The sequence below is a fragment of the Citrobacter sp. CK194 genome (assembly GCF_030333395.1).
GTDB lineage: Bacteria > Pseudomonadota > Gammaproteobacteria > Enterobacterales > Enterobacteriaceae > Citrobacter_B > Citrobacter_B koseri.
In genome coordinates this window covers 1,053,035-1,066,299 of the sequence record NZ_JAOWGA010000019.1, presented here as the reverse complement: position 1 = coordinate 1,066,299, position 13,265 = coordinate 1,053,035, and the positions used below count along the sequence as shown (strand labels likewise).

The 13,265-nt window shown below is 53.1% G+C and carries 12 protein-coding genes; 6 read left to right on the top strand and 6 right to left on the bottom strand.

Translation table 11 applies throughout. From position 1 onward, the window contains the following. Position 1 precedes the first annotated feature (1 nt). From OGX80_RS21100 to osmB, 5 genes are all read left to right on the top strand, one after another. A complete protein-coding gene (locus tag OGX80_RS21100) occupies positions 2 to 1,936 on the top strand; it encodes an exoribonuclease II (protein WP_060816072.1) in 1,935 nt (644 codons plus the stop codon). Positions 1,937 to 2,184: 248 nt separating this feature from the next. Next, complete coding sequence (gene pdeR / locus OGX80_RS21095) at positions 2,185 to 4,176, top strand: cyclic di-GMP phosphodiesterase (protein ID WP_047463555.1); 1,992 nt, start codon at positions 2,185 to 2,187, stop codon at positions 4,174 to 4,176. A gap of 183 nt (positions 4,177 to 4,359) precedes the next feature. Then, complete coding sequence (locus tag OGX80_RS21090; protein ID WP_024130304.1) at positions 4,360 to 4,542, top strand: YciZ family protein; 183 nt, start codon at positions 4,360 to 4,362, stop codon at positions 4,540 to 4,542. A gap of 88 nt (positions 4,543 to 4,630) precedes the next feature. Further along, positions 4,631 to 5,383, top strand: coding sequence for a DNA-binding transcriptional regulator YciT (gene yciT / locus OGX80_RS21085; RefSeq protein WP_024130303.1), 753 nt, complete (start codon positions 4,631 to 4,633; stop codon positions 5,381 to 5,383). A gap of 279 nt (positions 5,384 to 5,662) precedes the next feature. Then, the gene (gene osmB / locus OGX80_RS21080) at positions 5,663 to 5,881 is read left to right on the top strand and encodes an osmotically-inducible lipoprotein OsmB (protein WP_012132246.1); all 219 of its coding nucleotides are present in this window, start codon (positions 5,663 to 5,665) and stop codon (positions 5,879 to 5,881) included. 112 nt (positions 5,882 to 5,993) lie between these two features. Here the strand turns inward: osmB and yciH are convergent, their stop codons facing one another. The 5 genes from yciH to pgpB form a co-directional block, all read right to left on the bottom strand. Next, positions 5,994 to 6,320 carry a stress response translation initiation inhibitor YciH gene (gene yciH / locus OGX80_RS21075; RefSeq protein WP_058669222.1) on the bottom strand — a complete coding sequence of 109 codons (327 nt, stop codon included), beginning with the start codon at positions 6,318 to 6,320 and terminating at the stop codon, positions 5,994 to 5,996. Beyond that, the gene (gene pyrF / locus OGX80_RS21070; protein WP_110494909.1) at positions 6,320 to 7,057 is read right to left on the bottom strand and encodes an orotidine-5'-phosphate decarboxylase; all 738 of its coding nucleotides are present in this window, start codon (positions 7,055 to 7,057) and stop codon (positions 6,320 to 6,322) included. The genes yciH and pyrF overlap by 1 nt, the downstream gene beginning before the upstream one ends. 189 nt (positions 7,058 to 7,246) lie before the next feature. Continuing rightward, positions 7,247 to 8,416: a lipopolysaccharide assembly protein LapB gene (gene lapB / locus OGX80_RS21065; protein WP_012132243.1), complete on the bottom strand. Its 1,170-nt coding sequence runs from the start codon at positions 8,414 to 8,416 to the stop codon at positions 7,247 to 7,249. Positions 8,417 to 8,422: 6 nt separating this feature from the next. Then, positions 8,423 to 8,731, bottom strand: a complete 309-nt coding sequence (gene lapA / locus OGX80_RS21060; protein ID WP_047463550.1) for a lipopolysaccharide assembly protein LapA — start codon at positions 8,729 to 8,731, stop codon at positions 8,423 to 8,425. A gap of 150 nt (positions 8,732 to 8,881) precedes the next feature. Continuing rightward, a complete protein-coding gene (pgpB, locus tag OGX80_RS21055) occupies positions 8,882 to 9,646 on the bottom strand; it encodes a phosphatidylglycerophosphatase B (protein ID WP_112002050.1) in 765 nt (254 codons plus the stop codon). Between the two features lie 187 nt (positions 9,647 to 9,833). Between pgpB and ribA the strand changes: the two genes are divergently transcribed. After that, positions 9,834 to 10,424 carry a GTP cyclohydrolase II gene (gene ribA / locus OGX80_RS21050; protein ID WP_012132238.1) on the top strand — a complete coding sequence of 197 codons (591 nt, stop codon included), beginning with the start codon at positions 9,834 to 9,836 and terminating at the stop codon, positions 10,422 to 10,424. A 54-nt stretch (positions 10,425 to 10,478) separates the two neighbouring features. Here the strand turns inward: ribA and acnA are convergent, their stop codons facing one another. Next, the gene (acnA, locus tag OGX80_RS21045; protein WP_047463548.1) at positions 10,479 to 13,154 is read right to left on the bottom strand and encodes an aconitate hydratase AcnA; all 2,676 of its coding nucleotides are present in this window, start codon (positions 13,152 to 13,154) and stop codon (positions 10,479 to 10,481) included. Between the last annotated feature and the right edge of the window lie 111 nt (positions 13,155 to 13,265).

Genomic DNA, 13,265 nt, shown 5'->3' with positions numbered 1-13,265 from the left:
TATGTTTCAGGACAACCCGCTGCTAGCGCAGCTTAAACAGCAACTACATTCCCAGACGCCGCGTGCTGAAGGGGTGGTAAAAGCCACGGAAAAAGGCTTTGGCTTCCTGGAAGTCGATGCACAAAAAAGTTATTTCATCCCGCCGCCGCAGATGAAAAAAGTCATGCATGGCGACCGTATTGTCGCGGTGATCCATACGGAAAAAGAACGCGAGTCCGCCGAGCCAGAAGAACTGATCGAGCCGTTCCTGACCCGCTTCGTGGGCAAAATCCAGGGTAAAAACGATCGTCTGTCCATCGTACCGGATCATCCGTTGCTGAAAGACGCTATCCCATGCCGTGCCGCCCGTGGCGTGGAACACGAATTTAAAGAGGGTGACTGGGCCGTTGCTGAAATGCGCCGTCATCCGCTGAAAGGCGACCGCTCTTTCTACGCCGAGTTAACCCAGTTCATCACCTTCGCCGACGACCACTTCGTACCGTGGTGGGTCACGCTGGCTCGCCATAATCTCGAAAAAGAAGCGCCGAACGGCGCGGCGACAGAAATGCTTGATGAAGGTCTGGTACGCCAGGATCTGACCGCGCTGGATTTTGTCACTATCGACAGCGCCAGCACCGAAGACATGGATGACGCCCTTTATGCGCAAGAGTTGGGCGAAGGTAAGCTGCAACTGACGGTTGCGATTGCTGATCCGACCGCGTGGATTGCGGAAGGCAGCAAGCTGGATAACATCGCAAAAATCCGGGCGTTTACCAACTATCTGCCGGGCTTCAACATCCCGATGTTGCCGCGCGAACTGTCTGACGACCTCTGTTCCCTGCGCGCGCAGGAAGTTCGTCCGGCACTGGCCTGCCGCATGACCATTGCCGCCGACGGCACTATTGAAGATGACATCACCTTCTTTGCGGCCACGATCAAGTCGAAAGCCAAACTGGCCTACGACAATGTCTCCGACTGGCTGGAAAATACCGGCAGCTGGCAGCCTGAAAGTGACGCTATCGCCCAACAGATCCGCCTGCTCCAGCGCATTTGCCTGAGCCGTGGCGAATGGCGTCACAACCATGCGCTGGTGTTCAAAGATCGCCCGGACTATCGCTTTATTCTTGGAGAGAAAGGCGAAGTGCTGGATATCGTCGCGGAACCTCGCCGCATTGCGAACCGCATTGTGGAAGAGTCCATGATCGCGGCGAACATTTGCGCCGCCCGCGTGCTGCGCGACAAACTGGGCTTTGGTATTTACAACGTTCACATGGGCTTCGACCCGGCCAACGCCGACGCGCTGGCAGCGTTGTTGAAAACACATGGACTGCACGTTGACGCAGGAGACGTATTAACCCTGGAAGGCTTCTGCAAACTGCGCCGCGAGCTGGATGCCCAACCATCCGGTTTCCTGGACAGCCGTATTCGTCGCTTCCAGTCATTCGCAGAGATCAGCACCGAACCGGGCCCTCACTTTGGACTGGGTCTGGAAGCGTATGCGACCTGGACCTCTCCGATTCGTAAATACGGCGACATGATTAACCACCGCCTGCTGAAGGCCGTCATCAAAGGCGAAACCATCGCGCGTCCGCAGGAAGAGACAACGCAGCAGATGGCCGAACGCCGCCGCCTGAACCGTATGGCGGAACGTGACGTCGGAGACTGGTTATATGCGCGCTTCCTGAATGATAAAGCCGGTACAGAAACACGCTTTGCGGCGGAAATCGTTGATATCAGCCGCGGCGGGATGCGCGTTCGCCTGGTCGATAATGGCGCAATGGCCTTTATCCCGGCGCCATTCCTGCATGCCGTACGTGACGAGCTGGTTTGCAGCCAGGAAAGCGGCACCGTGCAGATCAAAGGTGAAACGGTATACAAAGTAACGGATGTGATCGATGTAACGATCGCGGAAGTTCGCATGGAAACCCGTAGCATTATCGCCCGGCCTGTCGCCTGACGTTTTTGATGTAGCGGCCTTTCTTTAACCGGAAAGGCCGTTTTTTTTCTGCCCGCCCCACCCACCGCACGCTACACTTCACTCATCCGTTCAGAATTATTTTTATCCGCTCGCTATGCTTTTTTCTGAATCTGGATTACATATAAATACATAAGTAAAACAATATGTTCAGCCATAATTACCTCGTACGAATCATGGCTAACCTTTCTCCTGAGGCTGTATGCGCTTTAAACGGGATGGTAAGCATCATGAAAGACGTTCTGGAGCCTGTTTCATTGTTTAGCGATTTGGGAACCCATAGCCCTTACTGGCGTTTATCGGATGACTGCGACACCCTGCGTTTATCCGCGACTGAGGCTGCCGACGCTGACCAGACCGTTGCGTTATCTTCCGAGCAGGCTGACCGCATCCGGGAGATGACCGTCATCACGTCAAGTCTGTTACTCACCCTTCCCGGTGAACATAATGCCGTTCCCGTGCAACTTGTCGGGCGAAAAATCAACAAGCGCGAATGGGCAGGAAACGTATCGGTCTGGCATGATGCGCCCTCAGATACGCAGGAGGCCGTTCTGGGACTCTCCTTTGCCGAGCAGGTGGTATCAGAGGCCAACTCAGCGATCGTGATCCTTGACAGCCGCGGGAATATCCAGCGTTTTAACCGTCTTTGCGAAGAATACACCGGGTTAAAAGAGCATGACGTCATTGGGCAAAGCGTCTTCAAATTATTTATGAGCCGGCGCGAAGCCGCGGCCTCCAGGCGCAACATCAGCGGTTTTTTCCGCAACGGCAACTCTTATGAGATCGAACGCTGGGTAAAGACCCGCAAAGGCCAGCGCCTGTTTCTGTTTCGGAATAAATTTGTCCATAGCGGCAGCGGTAAGAACGAAATCTTTTTAATCTGTTCAGGCACCGACATTACCGAGGAGCGGCGTACGCAGGAACGTTTACGCGTACTGGCGAATACGGACACAATCACCGGGCTGCCTAACCGGAATGCCATTCATGAGCTGATTAACGATGCCATTGAAAACGCGGGCGACAATCAGGTTGGTATCGTCTATCTGGACCTGGACAACTTCAAAAGGGTGAACGACGCCTACGGGCATATGTTTGGAGACCAGCTGTTACAGGCCGTCTCGCTGGCGATCCTGAGTTGCCTTGAGGAGAATCAACTGCTGGCCCGCCTCGGCGGCGATGAGTTTATCGTTCTCGCCACGCAGACTTCGCAAGGGTCGCTGGAGGCCATGGCGTCGCGAATTCTCACACGCTTGCGTCAACCCTTTCGCATTGGCCTTATCGAGGTGTATACCGGCTGTTCTATCGGTATCGCCCTTGCGCCGCAGCACGGGCATGACAGCGAAAGCGTGATTCGTAATGCGGATACCGCAATGTACACCGCGAAAGAAGGCGGACGTGGACAGTTTTGCGTGTTCTCTCCCGAGATGAACCAGCGCGTCTTTGAGTATCTTTGGCTGGACACCAATCTGCGCAAAGCGCTGGAAAACGATCAGCTCCTGATCCACTACCAGCCGAAGATGACCTGGCGCGGCGAAGTCCGCAGCCTCGAAGCGCTGGTGCGCTGGCAATCACCGGAACGCGGGTTAATTCCCCCGCTGGAGTTTATCTCCTACGCCGAAGAGTCTGGGCTGATTGTCCCGCTGGGGCGATGGGTGATGATGGATGTTGTACGGCAGGTCGCCAAATGGCGCAGCAAAGGCATCAACCTTCGCGTCGCGGTGAACGTATCCGCCCGCCAGCTCGCGGATCAAACTATTTTTACCGACCTGAAGCAGGTGCTTCATGAACTGAACTTCGAATATTGCCCGATTGATGTCGAACTGACAGAAAGCTGTTTGATTGAAAACGAAGAGCTGGCGCTGACCGTCATCCAGCAATTCAGCCAGCTTGGCGCACAGATACATCTGGACGATTTTGGCACCGGCTACTCGTCGCTTTCTCAGCTTGCCCGCTTCCCCATTGATGCGGTCAAGCTGGATCAGACGTTTGTCAGAGACATTCATAAGCGGTCGGTTTCGCAATCGTTAGTACGCGCGATCGTCGCCGTAGCGCAGGCGTTAAATCTACAGGTGATTGCGGAAGGCGTCGAAAGCGCAAAAGAAGATGCGTTTTTAACCAAGAATGGCGTCAACGAGCGCCAGGGTTTCCTGTTTGCCAAACCCATGCCCGCCGCCGCTTTTGAACGCTGGTATAAACGTTATCTGAATAAAAAGATGCGCTGAGGTGGGCAAAAAACAGGCGTTCGGGACAGGGTAAGAGGCCTCTGGTAACAAACTTATCTGCATGTAATAACAGAATATATAATATTACCCAATGGTTTTGGCGAATCCTGTTTTTCCCCTTCTCTTTTGGCATTATTTTTTGCATCATGAAATTCATACATTTTTGACGTAAGGATGATAACCATGTCTGATATCGACGCCCAACGTGTTGCCGAACGCATTGATACCGTGCTGGATATCCTTGTTGCTGGCGATTACCACTCAGCCATCCACAACCTTGAAATTCTTAAGGCGGAGTTGTTAAGTCAGGTGAAAGAAGATACCGACGCCTCCTCGACGAAACCCCGGGCTCCGTGGGAGATCTAAGTGACGCGAGCTTTTCGTGGCACCTGACTCAGGAAACGCAGCATCCCTTATACTCCCCGGTACTGATACCGTTATAAAAATTAAAATTATGAATTCCCGACAACAATCAATTTTGCAAATGGTCATTGATAAAGGCCAGATGAGCGTGGCTGAGCTGGCAAAAATCACCGGCGTCTCTGAAGTCACGATCCGACAGGATCTTAACACCCTGGAAAAACAGAGCTATCTGCGCCGTGCGCACGGTTTTGCCGTCTCGCTGGACAGCGATGACGTCGAAACGCGCATGATGACCAATTACACGCTCAAACGCGAACTGGCTGAATTTGCCGCGTCACTGGTCAGCCCCGGCGAATCCGTATTTATTGAAAACGGCAGCAGCAATGCCCTGCTGGCCAGAACGTTAGCGGAACAAAAGGATGTCACCATTATTACGGTGAGTAGCTATATCGCTCACTTGCTCAAAGAGACGCCGTGCGAAGTGATCCTCCTTGGCGGAATCTATCAGAAAAAAAGTGAAAGTATGGTCGGGCCATTGACCCGCCAGTTTATCCAGCAGGTTCACTTCAGTAAGGCCTTCATCGGTATCGATGGCTGGCAGCCGGATACCGGTTTTACCGGACGGGACATGATGCGATCGGATGTGGTTAATGCCGTACTGGAAAAAGGCTCTGAAGCCATTGTTCTGACGGACAGCTCTAAATTCGGCGCAGTACATCCTTATACGCTGGGGCCGTTAACACGTTTTAGCCGCGTTATCACCGATTCCAGAATAAGTGCGGACCATCAAATGCAACTGGAACGCACCGGGCTGACGGTGAACATCATCGAACCTCGCGCCTGAGCGCATTGCAGATGATTTGCCGGATGGCAAATCATCTTTCCCCTCTGAGATTTTTCCGACAATCTAATTAAGACTATTTACCTGTTATTAACAGGGTAAAGTCGTAAAATTTATATTAGCGATATAACAGGAAGTGACTATCACCTGCGTGATTTTAAGCTGTTACCCCTGCGCAACAAGGTTTTGCGGACAGTCTCTTTAATGGCTTTAATGAACATCATTTTAGCTATAATTAAAGAGAACTTACTTCCGTGAATCAATTATTCAGGAGAAAGTATTATGTTTATGACGAGCAAAAAAATGACCGCCGCTGTTCTGGCAATTACCCTGGCGATGTCTCTGAGCGCTTGCTCTAATTGGTCTAAACGTGACCGTAACACTGCGATTGGTGCAGGGGCTGGGGCGTTGGGCGGTGCTATTTTAACTGACGGTAGCACGCTGGGTACGCTAGGCGGGGCTGCGGTAGGTGGTGTTATCGGCCATCAGGTAGGTAAATAATCTACGGTCGACCGGCTCGAAATAATAATACGGTAATTCTTTACAGGTCTTTACTCTAAATATACACAGTGAAATTTAAAGCCACGATAAATAACTATCGTGGCTTTTTTCATTAGCCGCCCGCCAGTTTAACTTTCATTCCTTTGGCTTCCAGTAATGATTTAATCAGATCGCGCTTATCGCCCTGAATTTCAATTATTCCCTCTTTAACCGCCCCACCGCAGCCGCATTTTTTCTTCAGCTCTGCGGCCAGTTTGGTCAGTTCAGCATCATCCATATCAATGCCGGTAACGAGGCACACCCCCTTACCTTTCCGCCCACTGGTCTGGCGCTGAATACGGACGATACCATCACCCTTTGGGCGTTCAACCGCCGCTTTCGGTTCGTCAATCCGGCCCGTTTCCGTGGAATAGACCAGACGGTTGTCAGAATTGTTCATCAGGCTCCCCGTTTCAGTGATGCATTAATGGCCTTCAGGGTTTGCGCAGGGTCAGCAGACTGCGTAACCGGTCGTCCTATAACCATATAGTCCACGCCCGCCGCCAGCGCCTGTTCCGGCGTCATGATACGGCGCTGATCGCCAGCGTCAGATCCCTGAGGACGAATACCCGGCGTTACCAGTTTAAACTCTGCGCCAAATTCCTGCTTAAAGCGCACCGCTTCCTGCGCCGAGCAGACCACACCATCCAGCCCGCAATTTTGCGTCAGACGCGCCAGACGTTCCGCATGCTCAGCCGGTGACAACGTCACGCCAAGATCCGCCAGATCGCTGGCTTCCATGCTGGTCAGTACCGTCACCGCAATCAGCAATGGCGCATCCTTACCCAGCGGCAGTAAGGCTTCGCGCGCTGCGGTCATCATTCGCGCCCCACCCGACGCATGGACGTTAACCATCCATACGCCCAGATCTGCCGCCGCCGCAACGGCATGTGCCGTGGTATTTGGAATATCATGAAATTTCAGGTCAAGAAAGATATCGAAGCCGCGCTGCTGCAAATCACGAACCAACTGCGGGCCGAACAGCGTGAACATCTCTTTGCCGACTTTCAGGCGGCAATCACGCGGGTCGATTCTGTCGACGAAAGCCAGCGCGTTATCACGATTATTGTAATCCAGAGCAACAACGACAGGAGAATCGGTAACAGCGCGGGAAGAAGATGAAGCAGTAAACGTCATGACCAGACCTTCTTGATGATGGGCACCGGGTGCGGCGCGAAATGGGTAAACGGCGTGCATTCTACCTGCGCAAGGGCAAAATGAACAGGCGCGATTGTACCTCTGCGAGGCGATATTGCCCGGATGTCAGCGTGAGGGACAGGTAAAAACTAACAGAATGTTGTAACTAAAATACAGTTTTTTTTTAAACTACTGCCCGTCAAGGCCGCGAATAGGTTTAATCGTCGACCACGCCCGGCAGGAAGGACAATGCCAGTACATGGTATAGGCGGTAAACCCGCACTTCTGGCAGCGATAACGCGGCTTGCTGCGTACCTGCTCACCGACCATATCACGCAGCACCATCAGACTCTCTTTCGCGCGTCCTTCTTCTGCCTCATTGAGGTGATAATCCATCAGCTTATGAAACACCCGCATGGTCGGATGGCGCTGTAACTGGCGAGTAATATAGACCTGCGCAGTGTCGTGCCCTTCCCGCGCTTCCAGAATATCGGCAAGCATCAACTCAGCGGCGGCGCCGGTGTTTTCTTCCACAGCCCGACGTAAGAACTCCGCCCATTCATCATTTTTACCAAGCTGCTGATAGCACGTCTGCAACATTTCCAGCGTTTCACTGACCAGCTCTTTATCCTGGGAGATAACCCGCTGTAAGCTCTCCACCGCTTTGGCGTATTCCCCCTTTGCCATAAACACACGGCCCATCATGATAGAAACACGGGCGCTGTTTTTGTCTGCGGCGGCACCTTTTTTCAGCAACGTCATGGCGCGATCCATATCATCGCAGCCCATCTGTTGCAGCGCCAGTTCACAATAGAAATGTGCGATCTCAATGCGCTGCTTATCTTTGCCGAGCTTCACCAGCCGCTCAGCCACATCAATCGCTTTCTGCCAGTCGCTGGTCGCCTGATAAATTTGCAACAGCTGTTGCAACGCCCCTACGCGGAAATCCGTTTCATCCGTGAGCTGGTTGAACATATCTTCCGCCCGGTCATACAACCCGGCCGCCATGTAATCACGCCCCAGTTGCTGCACAGCCAGCAGACGCTGCTCATAAGTCAGCGACGCGCTTTCCATTAAGGTCTGGTGGATGCGGATGGCGCGGTCTACTTCACCGCGAGAACGAAACAGGTTTCCAAGAGTGAGATGAGCCTCAACGGTGCCGGTATCCTCTTTCAGCATGTCGAGGAACAGATCCACCGCTTTATCCTGTTGGTTACTCAGGAGGAAGTTAACCCCCGCCACATAGTCGCGAGAAAGACGGTTAGCTTCGTCCTGTTTTGTTTGTTGCGCACTTCTGCGACCCATATACCAGCCATAGGCTGCCGCTACAGGTAAAAGCAGAAACAACAACTCCAGCATAAATGATTATTCCTTCACAACCGACGAATCGGCAGATACCGCAACGTCGGTCGCAGGCGAAAGCTGGTTTTCCAGTCGTTTGATTTTACGTTCGGCACGCACCAGGGAGACGCGAACACGCAGCCAGAACAGGCCGCAAATTAGCCAACCAATAGCAAAGCCTGCGGCAAATAAAACGGCAAGCAACGTAGAAATACGGTACTCCCCTTGAGCCAGCAGGTAATTAAACGTTACCTGTTGATCGTTCTGCGCGCCCAATGTCACCGAAATAACAAAAATCGCCAACACCAGTAAGAAAATGAGTAAATATTTCACATTACTTCCCGTTATGTGGTTTGAGCGAATAAATCGTGTTCAACTTACCGCATTCAGCCCTTTAAATTACCATTTTCGCGACGCGCGCGAAACGGAAAAGCGTTCTGTCCACTCATGATTTAAGGGCAAATTACGGAAAATCAACCACCGTCAACGTTCTTGCTCCCGCTGCGCTATCTCGCGAGCCTCTTCAACGGGTGGCGTAAGCGGCCCGCAAATGCGCTGAGCAAGCCAGGTCGCCAGCGTCACCAGAAGCCAGGATATCAACGTCGCGACAACTAAATCACGCGGCCAATGCATACCCAACAACAGGCGACTGCCCATAACACTTGTCGCCCAGACTAACAAAATCGCAATCGTAAGGGTACGCCTGCGCGGCCATAATAGTCCTACCGCCAACAACGCCCAACTTGCGGCAAACAGGGTATGCCCGGAAGGAAACGCGAATCCGGTCTCTTTTTGCCAGTGTTGACGCAGAAAAGCCGGAATATCCTGCTGCCCGGACAGTTGTTCTCTGACTAAGTGCCCGCGTTCTTTACGTTTTAAAGTGTAGAACTCATCAACGGGAATATGGTGCGTTTTTTCCAGCCAAACAACAAAGGGTCGGGGTTCCTGCACCCGCTCCTTCACCAGCGATTTTACCCCCTGCCCCAGCAGGATCGCACCGGCCAGAATAGCAAAAAGCATCATTGCGGCTTTCAGGCGAAATCTCAGGCACCAAAGAAACCAGGCGCACAGAAGCACATGCGTAATAATTCCCCACGGCTGCGTCACCGTTTCTGTCACCCAGTATAAGGATTTTAACCACCAGACCGAGTGTCCGGGTTGCCAGTTCCAGCCTGAAATCCATACGCTAACCGGCATCACAAGCAACAGAGCAGCGCCTACGGTTGTGCGCTTCGCAATCGAAAGCATGACCTCTCCTTTCGTCGATAAGTGCCACAATCATAACTGAAAACCTGGCGTGCCGGAAAATTGACAAATTTGTGCCATTCCAAAAGCGATCGCACGGCAGCGATTAGGTGAAGTCCGCCGCCTTATGGCAAAATAGAAACATACAGAAGCCAATTGGCGATGACACCAGCATTATCTGGAGAAATACATGCAGCTTAAACGAGTGGCAGAAGCCAAACTGCCAACCCCATGGGGCGATTTCCTGATGGTGGGATTTGAAGAACTGGCAACCGGACACGACCACGTCGCGCTGGTTTATGGCGATATCTCTGGTCAAACCCCTGTCCTGGCTCGCGTCCATTCAGAATGTCTGACCGGCGACGCATTGTTTAGTCTGCGCTGCGATTGTGGTTTTCAGTTAGAGGCGGCGCTGACGCATATCGCGGAAGAAGGTCGCGGTATTCTGCTCTACCACCGTCAGGAAGGACGTAATATTGGCCTGCTCAATAAGATTCGCGCCTACGCGTTGCAGGATCAGGGCTACGATACCGTGGAAGCCAACCATCAGCTGGGGTTTGCCGCCGATGAGCGTGATTTCACCCTGTGCGCCGATATGTTTAAACTGCTGGGCGTCGATGAAGTCCGTCTGCTGACCAATAACCCGAAGAAAGTCGAAATTCTGACGGAAGCAGGTATCAATATTGTTGAGCGCGTACCGCTGATTGTTGGCCGTAACCCAAATAACGAACACTATCTGGATACCAAAGCCGCTAAGATGGGGCATTTATTGGGTAAATAAATTTTTGCTATTAAAGGCCTGATGAGCACCGCGCCATCAGGCCTTTTTTATGTCTTAATGCAACATATTACGAATCACATAATGCAGAATGCCGTCATTCTGGTAGTAGGTTAATTCAGTTGCGGTATCGATACGGCACCGGCACGAAATCACCTCTGTGCTGCCATCCACTTTGGTTAACGTCACCGGAATGGCGGCGCCAGGCTTCAGGTTTTGCAGACTGGCAATATCAATTGTCTCCTCACCGGTTAACCCAAGCGTTTTACGCGTAACGCCCTGCGGGAATTCCAGCGGTAGAATCCCCATACCAATCAGGTTTGAACGGTGAATACGTTCAAACGACTCGGCAATCACGACGCGAATACCCAGCAAACGCGGGCCTTTGGCCGCCCAGTCACGGCTGGAACCGGAACCGTACTCTTTACCCGCAATCACCGCCAGCGGCGTTTTCTCCTGCTGATACAGCATCGCTGCATCATAGATGGAGATCACCTCCGTCCCCGGCAAATGTCGGGTCATTCCCCCTTCAACGCCGGGAACCATTTCGTTGCGGATACGAATATTCGCGAACGTACCGCGCATCATCACTTCATGGTTTCCACGGCGCGAACCGTAGGAGTTGAAGTCCCGACGCTCAACGCCATGATTCTGCAAATAGCGCCCTGCCGGGCTGTCCGCCTTTATACTGCCCGCCGGGGAGATGTGGTCAGTGGTGACGGAATCACCCAGCATGGCCAGAATACGGGCGCCATGAATATCCTCCACCGGATCGGGTTGAACCTGCATTTCGTCAAAGAACGGCGACAAGCGGATATAGGTGGAGTCATCCTGCCAGCCATAGGTGTCTGAGCGATCAACATTGATCGCTTTCCATTCCGGCGTCCCTTCAAAAACCTCGGCATACTCTTTGTGGAACATTTCCGACGACACCAGTTCAACGGCGCGGGCGATCTCCTGCGCGGAAGGCCAGATATCCTTCAGATAAACCGGATCGCCTTTGCGATCGTGGCCCAGCGGCTCTTTCGCCAGGTTAATATTCATATTGCCCGCCAGCGCATAGGCAACAACCAGCGGCGGCGACGCCAGCCAGTTGGTTTTCACCAGCGGATGGATTCGGCCTTCAAAGTTACGGTTGCCGGAAAGTACCGCGCCCACCGTCAAGTCGCCCTTTTTGATTGCCGTTTCGATAGGCTCCGGCAGTGGGCCGGAGTTACCAATACAGGTGGTGCACCCATACCCCACCAGATTAAAGCCAAGTTCATCAAGATAAGGCGTGAGTTTCGCCTGCGCCAGGTAATCCGAGACCACTTTCGATCCCGGCGCCAGCGAGGCTTTCACCCACGGCTGCCGTTTCAGTCCCAGCGTTACCGCTTTTTTCGCCAGCAAACCGGCGGCCATCAGCACGCTGGGGTTTGAAGTATTGGTACAGGAGGTGATAGCTGCAATCACGACAGCGCCGTCCGGGAGCTGGTATTGATGGCCGTTCATAACATAATCGATTGGCTGCCGGTCTTTTTGCGCGGTGTTCAGTTCCAGCTCCGTGCTCGCGGCGAAGGCTTTCGGCACATCTGCCAGCGCAACCCGATCCTGCGGGCGCTTCGGCCCGGCAAGGCTCGCCTCGACATCCCCCATATCCAGTTCCAGCGAACTGGTGAAAACAGGTTCATCGCCAGGGTTTCGCCACATCCCCTGCGCTTTGGCATAGGTTTCGACCAGCTCAACCTGCTCCTCGCTACGGCCGCTTAAACGCATATATTCGAGGGTGATGCCGTCAATCGGGAAGAAGCCGCAGGTCGCGCCATATTCCGGCGACATGTTTGCTATCGTCGCGCGATCGGCCAATGGCAAGGAGTCCAGACCGTCGCCGTAGAATTCAACGAATTTACCAACGACGCCGTGTTTACGCAGCATCTGGGTCACGGTCAGCACCAGGTCGGTCGCGGTGATACCTTCACGCAGCTTACCGGTCAACTTGAAGCCAACAACATCGGGAATGAGCATTGAAACCGGCTGGCCCAGCATCGCGGCTTCCGCTTCAATCCCCCCGACGCCCCATCCCAGCACGCCAAGGCCGTTAATCATCGTGGTGTGGGAGTCGGTGCCGACCAGCGTGTCCGGGTATGCAACCCACTCTCCCGCCTGCAATTCGCTCCAGACGGCCTTGCCAAGGTACTCCAGGTTCACCTGGTGGCAGATCCCGGTTCCTGGCGGCACCACGCTGAAGCGACTAAAAGCCTGTTGCCCCCATTTCAGGAACACATAGCGCTCATGGTTGCGTTCCATTTCCAGACGCACGTTCTCTTCGAAAGCGTCATCATCGCCAAAGCGATCAACCGTTACCGAGTGGTCAATAACAAGGTCTACCGGGGATAGCGGATTCACTTTCGCAGTATCCCCGCCGAGGCGTTTGACCGCTTCGCGCATGGCGGCCAGATCCACCACCGCCGGGACACCGGTAAAATCCTGCATTAATACACGGGCGGGTCGATAGGCAATTTCGCGGTCGGCATGGGCTTTTTTCAGCCACCCGGCTAACGCCTGAATATCTTCTTCGGTAACAGAGTCACCGTCCTGCCAACGCAGCAGATTTTCAAGCAGAACTTTTAGCGACTTGGGCAAGCGGGTAATATCGCCCAGTTTTTTGGCAGCCAGGGGCAGACTGTAGTAATGATAGGTTTTGTCTTTGGCCTGCAACGTGTCCTTACTGGCTTCTCGTAGGGTTGACGACATAGCTCCTCCTTAATAACAGGGTTGGATACCCTGACTCTCCTCAGGGTTAGTATTAAAGATAACACAAACAGAATGTAACGTTTTGATAACAACCCAAATTGATAAAAGAGG

Bases quoted from the DNA above. Each gene is read 5' to 3' on its own strand.
- yciH (WP_058669222.1), bottom strand. From the start codon at position 6,320: ATGAACAATTCTGACAACCGTCTGGTCTATTCCACGGAAACGGGCCGG.
- acnA (WP_047463548.1), bottom strand. From the start codon at position 13,154: ATGTCGTCAACCCTACGAGAAGCCAGTAAGGACACGTTGCAGGCCAAA.
- pgpB (WP_112002050.1), bottom strand. From the start codon at position 9,646: ATGCTTTCGATTGCGAAGCGCACAACCGTAGGCGCTGCTCTGTTGCTT.
- pdeR (WP_047463555.1), top strand. From the start codon at position 2,185: ATGAAAGACGTTCTGGAGCCTGTTTCATTGTTTAGCGATTTGGGAACC.
- pyrF (WP_110494909.1), bottom strand. From the start codon at position 7,057: ATGACGTTTACTGCTTCATCTTCTTCCCGCGCTGTTACCGATTCTCCT.
- ribA (WP_012132238.1), top strand. From the start codon at position 9,834: ATGCAGCTTAAACGAGTGGCAGAAGCCAAACTGCCAACCCCATGGGGC.
- OGX80_RS21100 (WP_060816072.1), top strand. From the start codon at position 2: ATGTTTCAGGACAACCCGCTGCTAGCGCAGCTTAAACAGCAACTACAT.
- OGX80_RS21090 (WP_024130304.1), top strand. From the start codon at position 4,360: ATGTCTGATATCGACGCCCAACGTGTTGCCGAACGCATTGATACCGTG.
- lapB (WP_012132243.1), bottom strand. From the start codon at position 8,416: ATGCTGGAGTTGTTGTTTCTGCTTTTACCTGTAGCGGCAGCCTATGGC.
- osmB (WP_012132246.1), top strand. From the start codon at position 5,663: ATGTTTATGACGAGCAAAAAAATGACCGCCGCTGTTCTGGCAATTACC.
- yciT (WP_024130303.1), top strand. From the start codon at position 4,631: ATGAATTCCCGACAACAATCAATTTTGCAAATGGTCATTGATAAAGGC.